Here is a 20,741-nt window from a genome sequence, read left to right as displayed (position 1 = left end):
CTTGGTCGCCTCATGTCAGTTCTGGGTGGCCGGTGGAATCTCCACGGTTGTAGTCGGAACGCCGGTGGTGGCACCGGGCGCCGGGACTGTCTTCTCCCCCTGCCCCACGACAGCGGTGAGCGGTTCCTTCAGCGCCGGCAACGTTTCGATGACCCGCACCTGCCATTGTCCGTCCCCGCGGACCATCGTCAGTGGATAGGCGAGCGCCGGTGCGGGGCCGGCCTGTCCTCGGGGAGTAACGGTGGCCAGCACGCGTGCGGTGTCGCCGGCGGTGCCGCAGGCGGAGTCCTCGGCGGTGACGGCCACGGTGGTCAGCTCGGTGAACGGGGCCGGGCGCAGCGCCGCGATTCCGGATTCGACACTCACGTACCGCGCGACATCACCCGAACCGGTCAGATAGGCGGTGAGGAATCCGGTGGCCACCTGTGTGAACGCGGTCTCCTCACCGCACGGCGCCGAATACGCCTGCGCCAGATCGGCTCCGATACCCGGCGGCTGCACCGCCGCGGGCAGCGTGAGAGCCCGTAGATTCCCCTCCGATATCGAGACGGGCACACGATAATACTGGCGGGGCCCGTCGGCCTGACCGCGTCCCGTGTGCACCGAAATCGTCACCGACCAGACCTCCACGGTCCCGGCGGACAGCGTCCGGTCGGTGTACACGATGATCGGGTCGCGCACCTGCTGGCCGGTTTTCGGCAGTGAGATCTGCTGGGAACCGCCCACATACCGTGACAGCGACTCCTGTTGCGCCGTTCCGGCGCTCAGATAGGCGACCACGAAATCCTCGGCGAAGGAACCGGCCAGGCGGTCGTGACCGGCGACGGTCACCATCGCATCGTCGCCGGGAGGCTGCGGATCGGAGGCGAAGAAGTCGTAGACCGCGTGTCCACCGCCCAGTACGGCGAGGACGGCGAGAACGACCACGACGATATTGTCGCGACGCCTGCGCGCGGCCATCTGGCGAAGCAGCGCTTCGCCCGAATCAGCACGTCCGGCCACCCCAGTCCTCACTCTCGAAATGGTAAAGAGCGGCTGGGCAACCGACCGGAGATCTCTTCCCACATCTGGGGACTCGACCGGCCCGCCACACCCTTCGCCACCCTCAGGACATCGCGCTGTGCCGCAACCGGCCGGCCAGCCGGTATCGGAGTTGATCGTCGTATCCGATCGGTGCTCCCGGCGCGGCGAGATCCATCGGCTCCGGTTCCACCATGGGGATATCGTCGGCAACCCGCACGAGCTGAGCGATGGCCAGTTCGTGATTGGAGAACCCGGGGTAGGGATAGAGCAGCAGCGAGGTCGGGGTATAACCCCCGGCGTAGTTGAGCGCGCGTAGTGTGACCCCGGCACTGTCGCCACTGCGTACCCGGGAGCCGAGGTCCACCAACCGGACCCGATCGTCGGGATGGAAGACATCGACCGGCCGGAACAGATAGTCCCACCGGATCCACGGCGCCGGGTCGGTCAGCCAATGGGAAATGCTGGCGTGCGCCAGCTGAACCACAGCCAGGTGGTTCCCCGCTCGCCGGTGCGCCTCACGCAGTCCGACGCTTTCGAGCGTCGGCCAGATCGCCGGGTCGTTATCCGAGGTGATGTCCTCTATGAGCCACCAGGCGCCGCGCACGTACTCGTCGTCACGCGCCCGCACCGTGATCCGCCATCGGGTGGCGCGGCCCGCGTTACGCAATACCGAAACCTCGAACTGCAGTTTGTCTCCGGGGACGGGCCGATAGAGGAGATCGAGTACTTCGGCGTGCCGGTCGAAGGCCGAGACCCGGTGGAAGAATTCCGCGATGGACATCCGCGGCACATATTCCTCGGGCGCGATCCCCGACAGGGCGGTGATACCGCTGGGCTGCGCGAGGGTCTGACTGTCCAGATCCCAGATCACGCCGACCGCGCCGGGCAACGGGGGAACCGGATCTTTTTCGGGTCCCGCCCACCACCGGACCGCATGGACCTCACCACCGGGTCCGAAGACCGGACGCACCATCAGCTTGTGCGGGCCCGAACGTGTCGACACGGTTTTGTCCACATCGACCGCACCTTCGATCGAGGCACGGAGGGCCTCGGTGATATCACGGGTGCTCAGCCCGTCGTACAGTGCCGGCGTGCGAGCGAGCTGCCGCTGCAGTACTCGACGCCAGTCGGCGAACTCACGTGCGGTATCCCCGACCGACGCGACCGAGAATCCTTCCGGCGCCAAAGTTTCGACCGTCACCCAGGGGATCACTGCGCCCTCTCATCGCGTGCGTCCTACTGTTGCGCGGTGGGTGCCTCAAACGAGACAACGGCCGCAAAACATAATGTACCGTTGCGCAGCGGTACGTTCAACAGTGGACCTTAAGCATTCTGCGAAGAGCGAGCCCCGCAACCGAATGGGCCCGCAACCCCCGTTGACCGAGTCCCGGGCCGACCGACTGGGAGATTCTACGGAAACCATTGGCAACACGAACCGTTCGGGTCGCGGATCGGCGACCCGCACCGGCAATCGCCCGGTCCGGAGACCGGTAACGAACTCCACCGAGGAGGATCGCTAATCATCGGCAAACCCTCCGGCGGGGCACGCGGCTCGATGAACACCACGGCACGGACGCCCACCGCGACATCAGGAACGGGCAGCCGACTCCGGCTCCCGTTTTCCGGGAAAGGGATTCACTCGCTCTGTGACGTCAGCGCGATAACGCCCGCGCCGGCCAGCAAACCGAGGTCCTCCAGTTCCGAGGACACGGCCCGCAGCCCGGTGAGGAAAGGCAGCCGTGCATGCATCGCGGCGGCATTGTGCAGCGATTTCCACAGCGGCGAACCGGGTGTGGCGATAGGGCCGCCGATCGCCACCCGGTCGATGTCGAGCAGGGGCGCCACCGAGGCGATCGCCCGGCCCAGCGCCGTACCGGCCCGCTCCAGCGCCGCGACCGCGATCCGGTCGGCTGCCTGCGCGTCCGCCGCCAGGGCCTCGACCGAATCCCCGTCCCAACCTTGCTCGCGCGCCCATTTCGTCAGCGCCGCACCACCGGCCACCGACTCCAGGCATCCGCGGCCACCGCATACACAGCGGTCGTCATAGCCGGGCACCAGCACATGGCCGATCTGGCCCGCGTTGCCGGTACGCCCGACCACCACGAAGCCGCCGACCATCACGCCACCGACGATCGTGTCCCCGATATATATCGATAACGAGTCCATGACCTCCTGGGTGGCGCCGAAATGCCGTTCGGCCAGCGCCAGGCACACACCGTCGAGGGCCATCGCGACGGTCGCCGCGGGGAACAACTTCTGCACCGATTCCACGAGCGGGAAGCCGGCTTGCCATTCCCTGACCTGATCCGGCGCCACCACCCCGGAGGCCATATCGATCGGACCGTTCGAGGCGATGCCGACCGCCGTGACATCTCGTCCCGCGGCGATACCGAGCAGCAACGCCCGAACCCGGTCCCAGGCCCCGTCCCGCGGGACGGGGATCCGCTGGACCAGGTCGGCTCCGACGTCGTCGGCGATCTCGATCGCGGCGAACCGGGTCGGACCGATCTCCAACGCCAGGATTGTCATCTACGCACCACCAGAGTTAGATCCGCGTTTGCCCCCGCAGCATAGTCAGACGGCCGCGGACTCCGTCGGGCGAAGTGGGCGGCCCAGCACGATATGCCGTTTGGGAGCACCGGCGACCGCCGTACCATGGGTCGGGCGCGGGCCGTTCCGGATGATCCGCATCGGGCGCTTGTGGTCGATGGGCACGGTGCGATGCCGGTCGAGGTTCTCGATGACGTTGCCCGAATTGTCGTAGGCGACGCCCGCCCAGATCATGGCTCGCGGCGCATCGCCACGCTCGATGAGTGTCTGCGCCAGGCTGCTGCACTGCGCGAAAAGCGGGCACCCATAGCAGATGCGCACTGCTGAATGCCAGGCCTCCGGCGTGCCGGAATCCAGGTCCCAGCTGTCGGGGACCTCCGCGCACGGTGGCCGTTGCGCCGATTTCACCGGCGCCGGCAGCGGTGCCGCGGGAGGCCGAGAAGTGGTGGTGGCGCGGGGTGTAACCACGCTGAGGGAACGAACTCGCATTGCGCTCATTACCGTCTCCGGAACTGCCGAGGGCACGCCGGGGTGAACCGATACGTGTCCCGTTGGTCGGGCGGATCGTCAGGGCTGCTCAACAGTCCCCGGAAACCAGCTGATGTCAGCTGTATCACGCACGTTAAAGCACTACCGGCCCTTCAGGCAAGGCCTCATGCCGTTAAGTAACGGGACGTTGACATGTTTTTCACATCTTCTAGCCGCTGCTCAGCGGTTCGTTTGGTTACGGACCGTTTATCTACGGGCCCGATTATGGTTTCCTATACATATGGCTGGCGAATCCGAGTACACGATCGACGAGCTGGCGCGGGCTGCCGAGACCACCGTGCGCAGCGTCCGCGTGTACCACGAGCGGGGGCTGCTGCCCTCGCCCGACGTCCGGGGCCGGATCGGTTACTACGGTTCCGACCACCTCAACCGGTTGCAGACCATCAGCCGTCTACTCGGCCGGGGTATGAAACTGAACGGCATCCGGGAACTGCTGGCCGCCTGGGACCGCGGCGACGGGCTCGGCGATGTCCTGGGTGTCACCGACCAGACCGTCAGCACACCCGGACGGCAGGCCCCGGCCGGCCCACCACAGCCCGAGCCCGAAGAGCCGGTGCACGAACTCCCGGAGTACGTCCAGCAGGCGCTGGCCGCCAGCGACGACCCCTTCGATGTATACCGGGTCACCAATCCGCGGTGCAGCGATCTCGCCACCCGGCTCACCGACGCCGGCCTGCCCGCCGCCGCCACCTTCCATTTGGTCGAACGAATGCGCGCGGACTGCGACCGCATCGCCGACCGCTACGCCGCCGAGATCTTCTACGTACTGGCGGGCCGGTCCTACGAGCAGTCCGAGCGAAACCCCAAGGACCGCACCAAACTGGAAACCGATCTGGCCATCGCCCGGCTGATCGTCACCCGGGCCTCCTCCGAGCTGATCGACCACGCCTTCGGCCGCCGCGCGGAACTCCCCCCGCCGGGAGTGGATATCGCGCTTCCACGCCCGGTTCAGCAGGGTGCGGTGAAAGACGAGAAACAGCCCTCACGCACTCGTATCTGAGGGAGATGTGGGCCGAATCCGCGGCATCGGTAACGAACTACTGTCGGGGTGACAGGATTTGAACCTGCGACCACCCGCTCCCAAAGCGGGTGCGCTACCAAGCTGCGCCACACCCCGTACTACCCCCCGAAGGGGGTGATCACCGGTCTGGAGCGGGTGACGGGAATCGAACCCGCACCATCAGCTTGGAAGGCTGAGGTTCTACCATTGAACTACACCCGCGTGCATACGACGCCGATGGGATCGCCACAAGGTCGTGTGCACAGCGACTCTACCCAATCGCGGTTTCATTTCGCCAATCAGCCCCCGCGCCCGTGCCGATATCGCGATCCGCGCGGGGAAACGGCCGGATCACGACAGTTCCCCAATCCTGGGAAACCGCTGGTCCCGGATTCGGCAACCCATCTCTGGGAGGTCCAGAGTGCCCGGCGCCGAAAAATTCTGCAAAGGTGTGTAACACAGGCGATTCCGCAACGATAGGCGCAGAGATCGCTGTTGTTCCGGGACCCGATAACTCGTTGCAGAACGCAGGTCGGCGGGTTCCACCATCTTGCTACGATCTTCTTGCCGGACGGGGTATCTGGAAAGGGGGCGGTGGCGTGCACCCGACAAGGTGGACCATCCGCACAGCAGTGCGACGAAGCCGGACGGACCCGGCACCTACGCGGCAGACCCTTGTCCGTCGCGCGAGCTCCACCACCGGTGGTCGATATGACCGCTGAGCACCGGCCGCCCGTCCGTTCCACCGCGCGGGAGTGGGCGTTGGCCGCCGTCGCGCAGCCCGACGCCGATACCAGCGCGGCCGAGATCGAACCTGTTCTCGTCGAGATCCTCGAGCAGTTACTGGACCTCACGATCTCCGACCCCTTCCCCATCCGCGCCGCCCGCCGGCTCGGCGCGCGGCTCTGCGCCGAACCCCTGCACCGGGTCCGGATGCTGGCTCTGGTCACGCGTACCCTGCTCGGTTTTCCGGCCGGGTCGCGCGGATCACTGGTGGCGACGCAGTGGCCGCTGGTGGCCAGTCAGGCCATCGACAGCTACGCCCAGGCGCTACAGGAGCTGGCACTCGCCCAGCAGAAGAAGAACTTCTCCGACGAGGCCACCCAGCGGGTCCGCGAGTTCGCCGCATTGCAGCAGCGTCTCGAACACGAGGCGACCCACGACGCGCTGACCGGACTGGCGAACCGCACCCTGCTGCGCAAACGAGTACGCAAGATGGCCGAACATACCGACCGCGGGGTGGGGCTGCTGGTCGTGGACCTGGACCGGTTCAAACAGATCAACGACAACTACGGGCACGCGGTCGGCGACGAGGTGCTGGTGGAACTGGCGAAACGCCTGCGGGAGGTGGCGCCGCCCGGCGCGGTGGTCTGCCGCTACGGCGGGGACGAGTTCGTCCTGGCCGCCGGTCTGACCAGCGATTCGGTCACCGAACTCGCCCACGATATCGTGCTCGCACTCAACGATTCGGTGTGGTCGTCGGCCGGACCGGTACCGGTATCGGCAAGTGTCGGCACGACCTACGCGCCACCGGCGGACCACTGCGAACTGGCAGAGCTGCTCCGCCGCGCCGATCTGGCGATGTACTCGGCGAAAACCGCCGGCGGGCGCCGCTACGCCGGAGCCGAGTCGCTGGATACGGCCGTCGATACCGCCGTCGCGGGCTGAGCGCGGCGGTTCAGACCGGCTGGCACCGCGCACACCAGAACAGGTTCCGGCCCTCCAGCACGGTGTGCCGCACCGGATCGCCGCAGCAGCGGCACGGTTCACCGGCGCGGCGGTAGACGTAGGTGCGCGGCCGGTCCGCGGCGTACGATGGCGCGCCGTGATCGTGCTCGGGCCGCACCACGTGCATCTTGCCGCGGCGCACACCCACCCGCATCAGTTCGACCAGGTCCGCCCACAGCGCCGACCATTCCCCGGCGGTGAGCTCCACGCCCGGACGCTCCGGGGATATACCGTGCCGGAAAAGGACTTCCGCGCGGTAGACGTTGCCGACTCCGGCGACGACCCGCTGATCCATGAGCAGGGACCCGATACTGCGCCGTGAGCGGCGGATTCGCGCCCAGGCCAGTTCCGGGTCGGCGTCCGGGCGCAGCGGATCGGGTCCGAGGCGGGCGATGAGGGCCGCCGTCTCCGGCGGCGTGAGGATCTCGCAGGCGGTGGGACCACGCAGATCGGTGCCGAATCCGCGCGCGTCGCGGCCCGCCCCGGTCAGACGCATCCGCACCTGCCCCACCGGTTCGGGCATCGGTGGCTCCGATTCGGTGAAGGTGCCGTACAGCCCGAGGTGGACGTGCACGTACAGCTCACCCTCGTATTCGTGGAGAAGGTGTTTGCCCCACGCCTGTGACCGCACCAGGACCCGCCCGTCGACGCGGGCTGCGCCCGCCGCGAACTTGCCCTGCGGACTCGACACCCGCACCACCGCGCCGGCCAGGCGCTGCTGATGCCGGCGCGCGAGACGGTGCAGAGTATGACCTTCCGGCACCCGACTACTCGCCTGCCCGGTGGATCAGTCGGCGGGCAGCGCCGGCGGTACGCCGGACTTCTCGTAGTCGGCGAGGATATCGATCCGCCGCTGATGACGCTCCTCGTCCGACCACGGGGTCTCCAGGAAAGCGTCCACGATCGCCAGCGCTTCCTCGCGGGAATGCATACGACCACCGATACCGATCAGCTGCGCGTTGTTGTGTTCCCGCGCCAGCCGGGCGGTTTCGACACTCCAGGCCAGCGCGCACCGCGCGCCGGGCACCTTGTTCGCGGCGATCTGCTCGCCGTTGCCGCTACCGCCGAAGACCAGCCCGAGGCTGCCCGGGTCGGCGACGGTACGGCGGGCCGCCTCGATGCAGAAGGCGGGATAGTCGTCGAGTGCGTCATAGACGAGGGCGCCGCAGTCGGCGACCTCGTGACCGGCCTTTTCCAGGTGGTCCTTGACGGCGTTCTTCAATTCGAAACCAGCGTGATCGGCACCCAGGTATACGCGCATGGCTGCGATTCTGTCAGGCCCCCGGCCGAGAGCCGACGGCGGGCGGGCCGACCGAGTTACTGCTTAGAGTCGTGGGTATGCAGCCGCACGACCCTCAGCAGCCGTCCGGATACGGCCCCGGCGCCGCCTGGTCCGCGAGTACGCCGGAGCCCGGGCCCTACCCGTGGCTCACCGACCATCCCGCATCCTCGGTTCCGCTCCCGGGCGGATACCCGCCACCGCAGGTGCCGCTGCACGAACCCCGGGGATTGTCGCCGTTCGGGATGCCCGCCCGGCACAGCTGGGAGATTCCCCTGCTGGTCGTAATCGTGCTGTTCACCGCAGTCGCCTACCTGCTGGCATTCGTGTTGCTGTTCCTCGGCGCGGTCAACCAGTACGTACTGATCCTGGTGGCGGCGCCGCTGCTGATCTGGTTCGGTCGTGGGGTCAACTTCTCGTCGCAGCGGGTGAACGGGGTGAAGATGTCGCCCTCACAGTTCCCCGACGGATATCGGATGGTGCAGGAGGCGGCGGCCCGATTCGGGATGGCCGCTCCCCCGGACGCCTATGTGGTCCTCGGCAACGGGCAGATCAATGCCTTCGCGTCCGGGCACGGTTTCCGGCGTTATGTCGTGGTGTACAGCGATCTGTTCGAGATCAGCGGCGCCGCCCGGGAACCGGATGCGCTCGCATTCATCATCGGCCACGAGGTGGGCCATATCGCGGCCGGTCACGCGTCCTACTGGCGTCAGCTCGGCATGTTTCTGGTGCCGTTCCTGCCTATCCTCGGTAATTCGCTGATCCGGGCCCAGGAGTACACGGCCGACAATCACGGTTACTGCCATCGACCGCAGGGGGCGCCGGCCGCGATGGGGACCCTGGCGGCCGGTAAGTACCTGAACTCGGTGGTGGGGTTCGACGAGATGGCCGACCGCGCCGCCCAGGAACGTGGTTTCTTCGTCTGGATGGTCAACGCGATGGCTTCGCACCCGGTGCTGACCTGGCGGATGTGGGCACTGCGTGACCGCAGCCGGCACGGGCGGCTGTTCTGGCGGCCGAACCCGGTGCCACCGCGGTTCGGCCCGCCGGCCGGACCTCCGCCGGCCTCCGGTCATGGTGGTGACGCGATCACACTGTCCAAAGCCCCGCTCTGACCCGGCCCGCGAGCGAACAGGGTTCCGGATCCCGAGCGGAATCCGGAACCCTCGCGCTCAGTCGAATTCCGGACTCTCGTCCCGGGTGCGCTTCAGTTCGAAGAAGTGCGGGTAGGCCGCCAGCGTGACCACGGCATCCCACAATTTGCCCGCCTCCTCGCCCCGTGGGATACGGGAGAGCACCGGGCCGAAGAAGGCGACACCGTTCACATGGATGGTGGGCGTACCGACATCGGGACCGACCTTGTCCATCCCGGCGTGGTGACTGCTGCGCAGCGCCTCGTCGTAATCGCCGCTGTCGGCGGCGGCCGCCAGTTCGGCCGGCAGCCCGGTCTCGGTGAGCGCGTCCGCCACGATCGCGGCGAAGGTGCCCAGGCGATCGCCCTCGAGCTCGAACTCGGCCCGGCGGTTGTGGAACCGGGTACCCAGCGCGGTGTAGAGCGGGGGCAGGATCTCCTCGCCGTGCTGCTGGGCCGCGGCCACGGCCACCCGGACCGGGCCCCAGGCGTATTTCATCAACTCCTGGTACTCCGGCGGCAGATCACGGCCCTCGTTGAGCACCGCCAGACTCATCACGTGGAAACGCGTCTCGATATCGCGCACCTTCGCGACTTCGAGGATCCATCGGGAGGTGATCCAGCACCACGGGCACAGGGGGTCGAACCAGAATTCGGCAAGGTCCTTCTTATCGGCCGAGTCGGACACGTTTCGTTCCTCTCCACAGGTCTCGGCGGATTCCGCCCGCCGGCGCGGTTACCGCCGTACGGCCGGCGAGATACCGGGCACAGGCGTTGATACGAGCAACCCCGGCCGGGTGGTTTTCGTTCCCGAACCGTCCCAGCGATCGGGGACGTCCTTTGTAGGCTGGCGGGAGGAATTCGGATCGTCGCTGGAACAACCCACCACAAGGGAGTGTCAGCTATGACATCTGCGCAGCATTTCGTCATCGTCGGCGCCGGCCTGGCCGGAGCGAAGGTCGCCCAGGCGTTGCGGGACAACGATTTCGACGGCCATGTCACCTTGCTCGGCAGAGAGGACCGGCTGCCCTACGAGCGGCCACCGCTGTCCAAGGAATATCTGGCCGGTAAGAAACCGGTCGAGAAGTTCACGGTCGAGACCGCGGCCTGGTACCGGGACCACAATGTGGACCTGCGGCTGGGCACCGAGGTCACCGCGATCGACCGAGGTGCCCGGACGGTGCGCCTGCCCGACGGCTCGACGCTCGAATACGACAAACTCGCGCTGGCCACGGGCTCCTCGTCCCGCACACTGCCCATTCCCGGCGCCGATGCCGAGGGCGTGTACACCCTGCGCACCCTGGGCGAATCGGATGCCCTGATCGAACTTTTCCGTACCGCACGACGGCTGGTGGTGATCGGGGCGGGCTGGATCGGTCTCGAGGTCACCGCGGCAGCGCGCGCGGCGGATGTCGCGGTCACCGTCGTGGAAACGAGTTCCGCGCCGCTGCTGGGCGCGCTCGGCCCGGAAATGGGCGAGGTGTTCGCCGCGCTGCACCGAGAACACGGGGTCGATCTGCGGTTCGGTGCGCAGGTTCAGCAGATCACCACCGCGAACGGCCGCGCGAACGGTGTCGCGCTGGAGGACGGCACCGAATACGGCGCCGACGCGGTTCTCGTCGCGGTGGGCGCCCGGCCCGAACTCGGGCTGGCCGAAGCGGCCGGGCTGCTGACCGGTACCGGCGTGCTCGTCGACGCGAGCCTGACCAGTAGCGATCCGAATATCGTCGCGGTCGGCGATATCGCCGAGCAGGATCATCCGGTGCTGGGTCGCCGGATCCGGGTCGAGCATTGGGCGAACGCCCTGAACCAGCCGGCGGTGGCGGCCGCGGCCATGCTCGGCCGAGCAGCGTCCTACGAGCGGCTCCCCTACTTCTTCACCGACCAGTACGACCTCGGTATGGAGTACACCGGATTCGCCGCCCCCGGCGACTACGAACAAGTCGTCGTGCGGGGTGATCGCGACGGCCGGGAGTTCGTCGCGTTCTGGCTCGACCCCCAGCATCGTGTACTGGCGGGGATGAATGTGAACGTATGGGATGTGGGCGACCGGATCACCGAGTTGATCTTGTCCGGCGAACCGGTCGATCCGGCCCGCCTGGCCGACACCTCGACCACGCTCTGAGCCGTGCGGTTCACCTCGTCCTTCGCCGGGCGGCCCGGGTGCCGGAATCGGCGGCCGGGCTCCCACCTTTTCGCCACCGCCGGGGTGGACGGTCCGCGAGACCGGTGACTACCAGGTGCGACCGGTGATCAGCTCATAGGCTTCGACGTACTTGCTGCGGGTGGCCGCGACGATATCGGCCGGGATCTCCGGGCCGGGAGGTTCCTTGTCCCAGCCGGTGGAGGTGGCCCAGTCCCGGACGAACTGCTTGTCGAAGGACCGCTGCGGGCGACCGGGCTCCCATTCGGCGGCCGGCCAGAAACGAGAGGAATCGGAGGTCAGGAGTTCGTCACCGAGGGTGAGCACATCACCGTCCCAGCCGAATTCGACCTTGGTATCGGCGATGATCACACCGCGTTCGGCGGCGTAGGCGGCACCGCGGGAGTACAGATCGAGTGTGAGGTCACGCAGCCGCGCGGCGACCTCGGTGCCCTCCTGCGCGACCACATCGTCGAAGGTCATGGGCTCGTCGTGACCGGTATCGGACACCTTGGTGGTCGGCGTGAAGATCGGTTCGGGCAGTTTGTCGCCTTCACGCAACCCGTCGGGTAGCCGGATCCCGGAGACCGAACCGGTGCGCTGGTAGTCCTTCCATCCGGAGCCCACCAGGTAACCGCGGGCAACGCACTCCACCAGCACCATCTTCAACGGCTTCACCCGGACGGCCCGGCCCGCGAACTCCGGCGGGACGTCCGTGGTGGAGAGCACGTGGTCGGGGATATCGGCGAAGTACCCGAACCACCAATTGGACAGCTGAGTCAGCAGCGCACCCTTGTCCGGTATCGGGGTCGGCAGCGATACGTCGTAGACCGAAACACGGTCCGAGGCGACCAAGAGCAATGTGTCACCGTCGGTGTACAGGTCGCGCACCTTACCGGCGTGCACATGCTTCACGTTATCGCTCCGATCCTGGTCGAGTGGCCGGCGGGTTCGACTCCCGCGCGGGCAACCTTACCCACGTGGCATTGTGGACAACGCCCGTGCCCGTTCCAATCGTGTCCCCGAAGGAGCCCGATGTCCGCACCGAACCTCACCCGCGAACAGGCGATCGAACGCGCCGAGGTCGTCTCGGTCGAGAACTACCGCATCGAACTCGACCTGACCGGCGGGACGGGCCAGTCGGGCCCGGAGGCGGAAGCGGAGCGTAACCACGCAGGGGCCTCGCTCATCCCGAACGAACACGGAACGGGGAAACCGGGCGAACAGACGTTCCTTTCCCGCAGCACGGTCACCTTCACCGCGAAACCCGGTTCGTCCACGTTCATCGATATCGTCGCCCGGAAAGTGCGCTCCGCGGTGCTCAACGGCACCCCGCTCGATATCGCCGGCTACGACGAATCCACCGGCATCACGCTGACCGATCTCGCCGAGCGCAACGAGCTCGTAGTGGAGGCGGACTGCGAGTACTCCCATACCGGTGAGGGCCTGCATCGGTTCGTCGATCCGGCCGACGACGCGGTCTACCTGTACTCGCAGTTCGAGACCGCCGATGCCAAACGGATGTTCGCCTGCTTCGACCAGCCGGATCTCAAGGCCACCTTCGATATCGAGGTCGCCGCTCCGGCGGACTGGAAGGTGATCTCCAACGGCGCCGGCACCGTGGACGGTGGAAAGCACCGTTTCGCCACCACCCCGCTCATGAGCACCTACCTGGTCGCGCTCATCGCCGGTCCGTACGCCGCATGGACCGATACCTACACCGACGATCACGGTACGATCCCGCTCGGCATCTTCTGCCGTGCCTCGCTCGCCGAATACATGGACGCCGACCGGCTGTTCACCGAGACCAAGCAGGGTTTCGGCTTCTACCACAAGAACTTCGGGATCCCCTACGCCTTCGGGAAATACGATCAGCTCTTCGTCCCGGAGTTCAATGCCGGCGCCATGGAGAACGCGGGCGCGGTCACCTTCCTCGAGGACTACGTGTTCCGGTCGAAGGTCACCCGGGCCTCCTACGAGCGGCGTGCCGAAACCGTGCTGCACGAGATGGCGCATATGTGGTTCGGCGATCTGGTCACCATGAAGTGGTGGGACGACCTGTGGCTCAACGAATCCTTCGCGACCTTCGCGTCGGTACTGTGCCAGGCCGAGGCCACCGAATACACCAGTGCCTGGACCACCTTCGCCAATGTCGAGAAATCGTGGGCCTACCGGCAGGATCAGCTGCCCTCCACCCACCCGATCGCCGCCGATATCCCCGATCTGGCAGCAGTGGAGGTGAACTTCGACGGCATCACCTACGCCAAGGGCGCGAGTGTCCTCAAACAACTCGTCGCCTACGTCGGTCTCGAGCCGTTCCTGGCCGGACTGCGCGCCTACTTCGCCGACCACGCCTACGGCAACGCCACCTTCGACGATCTGCTCACCGCCCTGGAGAAATCATCGGGTCGTGACCTGTCCACCTGGGGCGCCCAGTGGTTGAAGACCACGGGCCTCAATACCCTGCGCCCCGAATTCGAGGTCGACGCCGAAGGCAAGTTCACCTCTTTCGCGGTGGTCCAGGAAGGCGCCGCGCCCGGAGCCGGTGAACAGCGGGTGCACCGGCTGGCCATCGGTGTCTACGACGACCGCGACGGCAAACTGGTTCGCATCCGGCGGGTGGAACTCGACCTCGACGCCACCGAACGCACCGAAGTGCCCGATCTGGCCGGCACCGAACGCGGTAAGTTCGTCCTGGTCAACGACGACGATCTCACTTACTGCTCGGTCCGCCTCGACGCCGATTCGCTCGATGTGCTGGTCAACCGGATCGCCGATATCGCCGAACCACTCCCCCGCACGCTGGCCTGGTCCGCGGCCTGGGAGATGACCCGGCAGGCCGAGTTCCGCGCCCGCGATTTCGTCGCGCTGGTACAGCGCGGGATCGGCGCGGAATCCGAGATCGGCGTGGTGCAGCGGCTGCTCATGCAGGCCAACACCACGCTGCGCAGCTACACCGACCCGGCCTGGGCCGAGACCACCGGCTGGCCGGAGTACGCGAATCGGCTCCTGGAACTGGCGCGGGAAGCGGCCGCCGGATCCGACCATCAGCTCGCGTTCGTCAACGCCCTCACCGGCGCCAAACTGGCCGCCTGGCATACCGAGGTGCTGCGCGAATTGCTCGACGGCGATCCCGCCGATGTCGGTCTGCCCGGACTGACCGTCGACACCGACCTGCGCTGGCGGTTGCTCACCGCCCTCGCCGCGGCCGGCGAAATCGATGCCGACAGCCCGGACACCCCCACGATCGATACCGAACTGCGCAACGACGAAACGGCCGCCGGACGGCGTCAGGCCGCCACCGCGGCGACCGCCCGCCCGCTGGCACAGGTGAAGGAATCAGCCTGGGCGACGGTGGTGGGCGACGATTCCGTGCCCAACATCACCGCGCGCTCCATCGTCGGCGGTTTCGCGCCGGCCGGACAGGACGGCCTGCTGGCATCGTTCGTGGGCCGCTACTTCGACGAGATCCCCGCGGTCTGGGAGCGCCGTTCCAGCGAGGTGGCGCAAACGGTGGTGGTCGGGCTGTACCCGGCCTGGGACATCAGCGATGAAGCAGTCGCGCGCGCCGACGAATTCCTGGCCGCCGACCACCCGCCGGCCCTGCGGCGGCTGGTGAGCGAGGGCAAGGCGGGCGTCGAACGTTCGCTGCGCGCCCGCGCCTTCGACATCGCCTGAGCCCGAACAGCGAACGGCGCGTCCACCCAGTGGGTGGACGCGCCGTTCTGCGTCCGGTGCGAGCGCTCCCGGCTACCGGCCGGTCCGCGCGATATCAGCGACCGATGGCCGCCGACATCACCCGGACCGCCGAAATCAACCCATCGATCAGCTCACCCTGCCGCAGCGAACTCAACGCGGCGGTGACGCCGAGCTGGCACACCCGGTCGTTCGCGCGGTCGGCCACATCCCTACCGGAACGGACCTCCACGGAGTGGTCGTTCGGGGAGACGGCGATGAGCACCGAACGCGCCGCCTCCGGAGTGGTGGGGAACAGCGCGTCCACCGCGGCTGCGGCATCAGGGCCGAGATCGCCGATGAAGACGTTGAACCGCACCTTGGTGGCACGAGTGGCCTCGGTGAGCACATTGTCCATGGCCAGCCGCTCGTTGTTGTCGAACGGAGCCTCTTTGAACACGTCACCGGCCTCGTGCACACCGGAGACCCGGCCACTGCTGGTGAGCGCGTATCCGCGCGGCAGGTCGGACTCGACCACCGCCGGCCAATTAGTACTTGCCACTTGCCCGGCCTCCGATCAACGCTTCCTTGGGTGCCTCGAGGGAGTCGAACGCCACATGCGAACCGTGCGACGACTCACCGGAGTCATAGGAGTGACCGCGACCGGTCACTTCATCGGTGGCACTCCACAGCACCGGGGCGGCCGTCCACTTCTTGCTCATATCGAAGTGAACCGGCTTCTCACCGGGCAGCGGCTTACCGATGAACGACAAACCAGCGATTATGAGGTAGATCCCCAGTGGGATACCGGCGAAAATCGCCACCGTCTCGAGAATGCTCACGACCTAAAGGTAGACGATCCTCTGTAGTAGTTCACCGAGGGATGGGTCGTGTCCACGGCGACACCACCCATACCCCGTGGTCGAGCCACCGGTCGAAACCCTCGAACACCAACCCGGCCGCCCGAGTCGAGTCTTACGAGACACCTCGAAGGGTTGAGGCCGTCTCGCCGTTCAGGCCTCGAAGCGCATGCGCCGCAGGCGCGAGTCTCGAGGCCTGAACGGCGAGACTCAGGGCCTCAACCCCCGCGCGCACCGGCGCGCCGAAAACACAGCACCTTCACGAGCAGGCCCACCCCGACCTTCGCCAGCAGCCCCGCCCCCACCGTCACCAGCAGCCCCACCCCGACCTTCGCCAGCCGTTCGCGCCGCCCAACCGCCTCCGGCTCACCACCTCCGGCCCGGATGAAGCGGGTCCGCTCAGCTCACCAAGCGGAGTTGACCAGCGAGTTCGCCGCCATCTCCAAGTAGTCGAGGAGCTGGCGCCGGTGCTCGTCGTCGAGGGCTTCCGGCTCGATCTCGGCGACGGCGATGCGCATACAGCGCAACCAGGCGTCGCGTTGCACCGGGCCGATCTGGAACGGCATATGCCGCATCCGCAGCCGCGGATGTCCGCGTTCGTCGGAGTAGGTGCGCGGGCCGCCCCAGTACTGTTCGAGGAACATCCGCAACCGGCGTTCGGCCGGGCGCAGATCTTCTTCCGGATACATGGGGCGGAGTACCTCGTCGGCGGCGACCTCGCGGTAGAACACGGCCACCAGCCGGTGGAAGGTCTCCTCCCCACCGACGGCCTCGTAGAAGGACGGCGCGGCCTGTGCGTCGGCCGGAGTGCCGGAAGCGGCATTACCCGAAGTCATGAACCCTCTCGTTTCACCGGATGCGCCGTCCATTGTGCCCGCGCCGGCGCGGGTTCGCAGATTCGCGCTGGTGGGTAGAGCTCGCACCTGGTGTTTCCTGCTCTGTGGCCGGTGGGCGTCGCTTCAGCGGCAGTTAACCGGCCATTGTGCAAAATAACCGTGCGCTGCGGGGCTTTCCATGGTCAACTGGTTTCTGTCTCTGCCGAGATACCATATGATCTTGAAACGCAGAATTTGGGGTCGACATGAAGCAACGGACCGGCGCCCGATCACCGGAGGCGATACGCCACCGACAACTGAAGCCCGCCGATGTCCACGCTCGTGGGTCGGGGGCTCCTCCGTTGCAACTGCTGTCCGATCACGCGGCCAACCGGCACAACGCCGATACCGCTTCCCACCTCGAATCCCGTTCCGAGAGCGAGTCCGCTCACCATCTCGTACCGCAGCCGCTCAGCTGGCTGAAACGCCGCGTGCTGCTCCTCAACGCCACCTACGAACCGCTCACGGCGCTCACCGCCCGTCGTGCGATCGTGCTGCTGGTCTGCGATAAGGCCGATGCGGTGCACCACGACCCCACCGGGCCCGTACTGCACTCCGCCGGGGCCGCTGTGAGCATTCCGTCGGTCATCCGGCTGCGGACCTACGTCCACGTCCCCTACCGCGCCCGCGTCCCGATGACCCGGGCCGCCCTCATGCAGCGTGACCGATACCGCTGCGGGTATTGCGGCGGCAAGGCCGAAACCATCGATCACGTCATCCCACGCAGTCGCGGCGGCGAGCACAGCTGGGAAAACTGCGTCGCGAGTTGCGCACCGTGCAACCACCGCAAAGCCGACAAACTGCTCAGCGAGCTGGGCTGGGCGCTGCGCGCACCCCTGGTCTCCCCCAAGGGGCCGCATTGGCGCCTGCTGTCCACGGTCAACGAGCTGGACCCGGTCTGGCTGCAATATCTCGGCGAGGGCGCGGCCTGACGCGTCGACGGTCCGACGGCCGCACGTAATCGCGTCAGGACCCCGTAGTCGGGGTCAAGGAGAGCCCACCGGTTCGACGACGTGCGACCGAACCGTAGCGGGCATCCAGCCGGAGCCAGGTAGTGCTCGCACGGACCCGGACCAATTCATCGGGCGCGATCTGCTCGGCGCCCGCTCGGTCTCCCGCGTGCGGAATGAAGTCCATGGCGGTGAGGGCGAAGACCACCCGCATCGGCACCTGCACCCGCACCTCGCCCGCGGACACCGTCAGCACGGTCTGGTCCAGTAACGAGGCGGGCGGGCCGTGCTCGGAGCCGTGTTCCTTCGCCAGGTCGGCCCCGCGTTCGGCGAGTTCGACCAGGGTGCGGGCCGGCAGATCGTCGATATGGCCGAACCCTTGGTCCGGCGGCAGCGCGCCCCGCCATGCCGAATCGAGCGAATAGCCCAGATCGATCGGGCCGGCCGCGGACAGGCCGACGAGAACAGTGTCCGCGTCGGCCGTCACATCGTCCACGGTCAGTTCGGCGGCGACCGTACGGGTCGCCAGCGCCTCGAAGCCGGTAGTGACCCAGGCAGCCACCAGCCCGCTGCCACGGCGGCGCAGCCGTACCACCGCCGCCGGATCGAGTCGCTGCGCCCGGGTGAGGAAAGTGGCCAGGTTCTCGCGTTCGGCCGGGTCCGGTACGGACAGGACCCGCTGGTCGGATATCACCATCGACCCGGTGCCGCCGGACCGCTCATCCGTCCAGCCAGTGGGCCAGATAGTCGCGTTCGGGCAGGCTGAGGCGGCGCAGTCGCTGCGTCTCGATATCGAACGCGGCCAGTTGGGTGGTCGCGGTGACCGCGGCGGGCGAGTCGGGTGCGGCGCCCGCGGCCCGCACCTCGTAGGCGACGGTGAAATCGACCGCCCGCAACTGCTCGATCCACATGGCGATATCGAGCGGTGTGTCCTCGTGCCGCAGCTGACCCCGGTACTTCACATGCAAATCCGCCAGCACACAGCCGTTGCGCAGGGCCACGGTCGGCCGGTCGTCTTCGAACAGCCAGGGAATCCGCGCCTCCTCCAGCAACGTCACCATACGAGCATGGTTGACGTGCTGGAAGACATCCATATCGGACCACCGCACATGCACAGCGGTATGGAATCGACGTGGCGATGCCACGGCGGGCACCTCCACTTCGGGACTGGTCCCGTTGCGGGGAGCAGCGTTCGTCACCGTGGTACCTCCGATTGGGCACCCACCCCACTCACCATGCTGCGCACCTGCCGCGCCGCAACCGACAGTGTGGCGAGGTCGTGGGTTCCGGACTCGAACAGTTCCGCCAGCGCCGCGCGAGCACGGCCGAGCCGGGACTGATTCTTGGACTCCCAGTATGCAATCTTCTCGTCCGCGCTCTCCTCGGGGTCGCCACCGGAGAGCACATCGAGGGTCAGCGAACGCAACGAACTGTACATATCGTCACGCAGCGCGAGCCGGGCCAGCGCGTGCCAACGGTCGCCGCGTTCCAGATGACTGACCGCCTCGAGCAGCCAGTCGATCTTCAGATGCTCGTTCAGCGCGTAGTACAGCGCACCGACTTCGGCACCGGAGCGGTCGGTGATATCCGCGATATCGATGACGTCGAGCAGTGGGAACAGGTGCAGCAACCCGAAGACCTCGGTCGCGAGATCCAGTGGCGCACCGTGCGCGACGAGGTCGGCGGCCTGGTCGGTGAGTGTGGTGACATGGTGGCCGCGCAACCAACCCGGCACCTGAGGTGCGAGTTCACGCACTCCCACCCGGTACCGGTTGATCTCGGCGCCCACGGCCACGGGCTGTGGACGGTTGGTGAGCAACCAGCGCGACGCCCGGTCCAGGGTGCGTTTCGTCTCCAGCTCGAGCTGGTCGCGCACATCCACGTTTGTATCCGCGGCACGGATCCGAGCCCAGATATCGTGCAGGCCGAAGATCTCGGTGACCGCGGCGAAGGCCCGCACGGTATCGGTCGCGGTCGCGCCGATCTCCTCGGCGAGCCGGTAGGTGTAGGTGACGCCGCCGTAGTCCACCACCTCGTTGGCGATCATGGTGGTGACGATCTCCCGGCGCAGGCGGTGCTTCTTGATGGCCGCGCCGAATCGGTCCCGCAGTGGGGTCGGGAAGTACTCCGGTAGCCGGGCGGCGAAGAAGGCGCTGTCCGGCAGATCGCCGGCCAGCAGGTCCGCTTTGAGCGCCAATTTCACGTGGGCCAGCAGATTGGCGAGTTCGGGCGAGGCGAGTCCGGTGCCCTCCTCGAGCCGGCGTTTCAGCACCACGTCGGTGGGCAGCGCCTCCAATTGCCGGTCGAGGCCCCGCCGGGTCTCCAACTCTTCGATGAGGCGCCGGTGCACATTGAGCATCCGCGCCGACTCGGTCCGCGATATACCCATCACATAGTTCTGCGAGATATTGTCACGCAGCACCAATTCGGCGACCTCGTCGGTCATTTCGGCCAACAGCGGATTGCGATCCTCCACCGCCAACTCACCCGCCGACACCACACCGTCGAGCAGAACCTTGATATTCACCTCGTGATCCGAGCAATCCACACCCGCGGAATTATCCAGCGCGTCGGTGTTCATCTTCCCACCGTTACGACTGAACTCGATACGCCCCAGCGCCGTCGCACCGAGATTACCGCCCTCACCGATCACACTCACCCGCAGACGATCCGCATTCACCCGGACAGCATCATTGGACTTATCGCCGACATCGGCATTGGTTTCGGTGCTCGCCTTGATATAGGTACCGATACCGCCGTTCCACAGCAATTGAGCCGGCGCTTGCAGAATGGCACGGATCAATTCCGGCGGGGCGAGTTTGACCACGTCATCGGGCAGACCGAGAGCCGCGCGGGCCTGAGCGCTGATCGGAACCGATTTCACGGTGCGGTCGAACACACCACCACCCGTACTGATCAACGAACGATCATAATCGGCCCAACTCGACCGAGCCAACCCGAACAACCGCGACCGCTC

General features: G+C 67.0%; 20 protein-coding genes and 2 tRNA genes. 6 read left to right on the top strand and 16 right to left on the bottom strand.

Features of this window, described 5'->3' with window-relative positions; all coding sequences use genetic code 11:
- Positions 1 to 15: 15 nt before the first annotated feature.
- The 4 genes from IEY68_RS31345 to IEY68_RS31330 form a co-directional block, all read right to left on the bottom strand.
- On the bottom strand, positions 16 to 1,014 hold the full coding sequence (locus IEY68_RS31345; protein ID WP_229719153.1) for a conjugal transfer protein: 999 nt from the start codon (positions 1,012 to 1,014) through the stop codon (positions 16 to 18).
- A gap of 91 nt (positions 1,015 to 1,105) precedes the next feature.
- Entirely contained in the window at positions 1,106 to 2,224 is a 1,119-nt protein-coding gene (locus IEY68_RS31340; protein ID WP_062999213.1) for a GAF domain-containing protein, read from the bottom strand.
- Between the two features lie 434 nt (positions 2,225 to 2,658).
- Positions 2,659 to 3,552 carry an ROK family protein gene (locus tag IEY68_RS31335; RefSeq protein ID WP_062999175.1) on the bottom strand — a complete coding sequence of 298 codons (894 nt, stop codon included), beginning with the start codon at positions 3,550 to 3,552 and terminating at the stop codon, positions 2,659 to 2,661.
- Positions 3,553 to 3,597: 45 nt separating this feature from the next.
- Entirely contained in the window at positions 3,598 to 4,062 is a 465-nt protein-coding gene (locus IEY68_RS31330; RefSeq protein WP_189094594.1) for a hypothetical protein, read from the bottom strand.
- Between the two features lie 280 nt (positions 4,063 to 4,342).
- Between IEY68_RS31330 and IEY68_RS31325 the strand changes: the two genes are divergently transcribed.
- Positions 4,343 to 5,122 (top strand): MerR family transcriptional regulator, encoded by a 780-nt coding sequence (locus IEY68_RS31325; protein ID WP_189094593.1) that lies wholly within the window; start codon positions 4,343 to 4,345, stop codon positions 5,120 to 5,122.
- 43 nt (positions 5,123 to 5,165) lie between these two features.
- On the opposite strand, the gene IEY68_RS31320 is transcribed toward IEY68_RS31325, so the two are convergent.
- A tRNA-Pro gene (locus IEY68_RS31320) sits at positions 5,166 to 5,239 on the bottom strand.
- A gap of 31 nt (positions 5,240 to 5,270) precedes the next feature.
- Positions 5,271 to 5,344 (bottom strand) — tRNA-Gly (locus tag IEY68_RS31315).
- 489 nt (positions 5,345 to 5,833) lie between these two features.
- Here IEY68_RS31315 and IEY68_RS31310 point away from each other — a divergent pair.
- Complete coding sequence (locus IEY68_RS31310) at positions 5,834 to 6,790, top strand: GGDEF domain-containing protein (RefSeq protein ID WP_062999180.1); 957 nt, start codon at positions 5,834 to 5,836, stop codon at positions 6,788 to 6,790.
- Between the two features lie 10 nt (positions 6,791 to 6,800).
- Here IEY68_RS31310 and IEY68_RS31305 read toward each other — a convergent pair whose 3' ends face one another.
- Together IEY68_RS31305 and IEY68_RS31300 are read right to left on the bottom strand one after the other, a co-directional pair.
- Positions 6,801 to 7,613, bottom strand: coding sequence for an Fpg/Nei family DNA glycosylase (locus IEY68_RS31305; RefSeq protein WP_062999183.1), 813 nt, complete (start codon positions 7,611 to 7,613; stop codon positions 6,801 to 6,803).
- 24 nt (positions 7,614 to 7,637) lie between these two features.
- A complete protein-coding gene (locus IEY68_RS31300; protein ID WP_062999184.1) occupies positions 7,638 to 8,111 on the bottom strand; it encodes a ribose-5-phosphate isomerase in 474 nt (157 codons plus the stop codon).
- A 77-nt stretch (positions 8,112 to 8,188) separates the two neighbouring features.
- Between IEY68_RS31300 and IEY68_RS31295 the strand changes: the two genes are divergently transcribed.
- Complete coding sequence (locus tag IEY68_RS31295; RefSeq protein WP_062999185.1) at positions 8,189 to 9,244, top strand: M48 family metallopeptidase; 1,056 nt, start codon at positions 8,189 to 8,191, stop codon at positions 9,242 to 9,244.
- A gap of 57 nt (positions 9,245 to 9,301) precedes the next feature.
- Here the strand turns inward: IEY68_RS31295 and IEY68_RS31290 are convergent, their stop codons facing one another.
- The gene (locus IEY68_RS31290; RefSeq protein WP_062999186.1) at positions 9,302 to 9,949 is read right to left on the bottom strand and encodes a mycothiol-dependent nitroreductase Rv2466c family protein; all 648 of its coding nucleotides are present in this window, start codon (positions 9,947 to 9,949) and stop codon (positions 9,302 to 9,304) included.
- Positions 9,950 to 10,165: 216 nt separating this feature from the next.
- On the opposite strand from IEY68_RS31290, the gene IEY68_RS31285 reads away from it, so the two are divergent.
- Positions 10,166 to 11,386, top strand: a complete 1,221-nt coding sequence (locus IEY68_RS31285; protein WP_062999187.1) for an NAD(P)/FAD-dependent oxidoreductase — start codon at positions 10,166 to 10,168, stop codon at positions 11,384 to 11,386.
- 108 nt (positions 11,387 to 11,494) lie between these two features.
- On the opposite strand, the gene IEY68_RS31280 is transcribed toward IEY68_RS31285, so the two are convergent.
- Positions 11,495 to 12,319 carry a phosphoribosylaminoimidazolesuccinocarboxamide synthase gene (locus IEY68_RS31280; RefSeq protein WP_062999188.1) on the bottom strand — a complete coding sequence of 275 codons (825 nt, stop codon included), beginning with the start codon at positions 12,317 to 12,319 and terminating at the stop codon, positions 11,495 to 11,497.
- 120 nt (positions 12,320 to 12,439) lie between these two features.
- Here IEY68_RS31280 and pepN point away from each other — a divergent pair, with 120 nt between their 5' ends.
- The gene (gene pepN, locus IEY68_RS31275; RefSeq protein ID WP_062999189.1) at positions 12,440 to 15,082 is read left to right on the top strand and encodes an aminopeptidase N; all 2,643 of its coding nucleotides are present in this window, start codon (positions 12,440 to 12,442) and stop codon (positions 15,080 to 15,082) included.
- A 94-nt stretch (positions 15,083 to 15,176) separates the two neighbouring features.
- Here the strand turns inward: pepN and IEY68_RS31270 are convergent, their stop codons facing one another.
- The 3 genes from IEY68_RS31270 to IEY68_RS31260 form a co-directional block, all read right to left on the bottom strand.
- Positions 15,177 to 15,641: a DUF5130 domain-containing protein gene (locus IEY68_RS31270; RefSeq protein WP_062999191.1), complete on the bottom strand. Its 465-nt coding sequence runs from the start codon at positions 15,639 to 15,641 to the stop codon at positions 15,177 to 15,179.
- Positions 15,628 to 15,921: an aa3-type cytochrome oxidase subunit CtaJ gene (gene ctaJ / locus IEY68_RS31265; protein WP_062999193.1), complete on the bottom strand. Its 294-nt coding sequence runs from the start codon at positions 15,919 to 15,921 to the stop codon at positions 15,628 to 15,630. Before ctaJ ends, IEY68_RS31270 begins: the two co-directional genes overlap by 14 nt.
- A 422-nt stretch (positions 15,922 to 16,343) precedes the next feature.
- Positions 16,344 to 16,775 (bottom strand): globin, encoded by a 432-nt coding sequence (locus IEY68_RS31260; protein ID WP_062999195.1) that lies wholly within the window; start codon positions 16,773 to 16,775, stop codon positions 16,344 to 16,346.
- Between the two features lie 245 nt (positions 16,776 to 17,020).
- Between IEY68_RS31260 and IEY68_RS31255 the strand changes: the two genes are divergently transcribed.
- On the top strand, positions 17,021 to 17,746 hold the full coding sequence (locus IEY68_RS31255; protein WP_229719152.1) for an HNH endonuclease: 726 nt from the start codon (positions 17,021 to 17,023) through the stop codon (positions 17,744 to 17,746).
- 34 nt (positions 17,747 to 17,780) lie between these two features.
- On the opposite strand, the gene IEY68_RS31250 is transcribed toward IEY68_RS31255, so the two are convergent.
- The 3 genes from IEY68_RS31250 to IEY68_RS31240 all read right to left on the bottom strand — a co-directional run.
- Positions 17,781 to 18,461, bottom strand: coding sequence for a DUF8185 domain-containing protein (locus IEY68_RS31250; protein WP_062999197.1), 681 nt, complete (start codon positions 18,459 to 18,461; stop codon positions 17,781 to 17,783).
- Between the two features lie 22 nt (positions 18,462 to 18,483).
- On the bottom strand, positions 18,484 to 18,909 hold the full coding sequence (locus tag IEY68_RS31245) for an acyl-CoA thioesterase (RefSeq protein ID WP_268241637.1): 426 nt from the start codon (positions 18,907 to 18,909) through the stop codon (positions 18,484 to 18,486).
- Between the two features lie 50 nt (positions 18,910 to 18,959).
- The coding region (locus tag IEY68_RS31240; RefSeq protein ID WP_189094592.1) for an NAD-glutamate dehydrogenase domain-containing protein at positions 18,960 to 20,741 on the bottom strand (1,782 nt) is incomplete at its 5' end.

This window comes from Nocardia jinanensis (assembly GCF_014645735.1).
Classification (GTDB): Bacteria; Actinomycetota; Actinomycetes; order Mycobacteriales; family Mycobacteriaceae; genus Nocardia; species Nocardia jinanensis.
This window is presented reverse-complemented; position numbering and strand designations above follow the sequence as displayed.

What these genes read in the sequence shown, in the direction of transcription:
- IEY68_RS31295 (WP_062999185.1), top strand. Translation starts at nt 8,189, where the DNA reads ATGCAGCCGCACGACCCTCAGCAGCCGTCCGGATACGGCCCCGGCGCC.
- IEY68_RS31325 (WP_189094593.1), top strand. Translation starts at nt 4,343, where the DNA reads ATGGCTGGCGAATCCGAGTACACGATCGACGAGCTGGCGCGGGCTGCC.
- pepN (WP_062999189.1), top strand. Translation starts at nt 12,440, where the DNA reads ATGTCCGCACCGAACCTCACCCGCGAACAGGCGATCGAACGCGCCGAG.
- IEY68_RS31300 (WP_062999184.1), bottom strand. Translation starts at nt 8,111, where the DNA reads ATGCGCGTATACCTGGGTGCCGATCACGCTGGTTTCGAATTGAAGAAC.
- IEY68_RS31250 (WP_062999197.1), bottom strand. Translation starts at nt 18,461, where the DNA reads ATGGTGATATCCGACCAGCGGGTCCTGTCCGTACCGGACCCGGCCGAA.
- IEY68_RS31335 (WP_062999175.1), bottom strand. Translation starts at nt 3,552, where the DNA reads ATGACAATCCTGGCGTTGGAGATCGGTCCGACCCGGTTCGCCGCGATC.
- IEY68_RS31255 (WP_229719152.1), top strand. Translation starts at nt 17,021, where the DNA reads ATGAAGCAACGGACCGGCGCCCGATCACCGGAGGCGATACGCCACCGA.
- IEY68_RS31260 (WP_062999195.1), bottom strand. Translation starts at nt 16,775, where the DNA reads ATGACTTCGGGTAATGCCGCTTCCGGCACTCCGGCCGACGCACAGGCC.
- IEY68_RS31330 (WP_189094594.1), bottom strand. Translation starts at nt 4,062, where the DNA reads ATGCGAGTTCGTTCCCTCAGCGTGGTTACACCCCGCGCCACCACCACT.
- IEY68_RS31310 (WP_062999180.1), top strand. Translation starts at nt 5,834, where the DNA reads ATGACCGCTGAGCACCGGCCGCCCGTCCGTTCCACCGCGCGGGAGTGG.
- IEY68_RS31285 (WP_062999187.1), top strand. Translation starts at nt 10,166, where the DNA reads ATGACATCTGCGCAGCATTTCGTCATCGTCGGCGCCGGCCTGGCCGGA.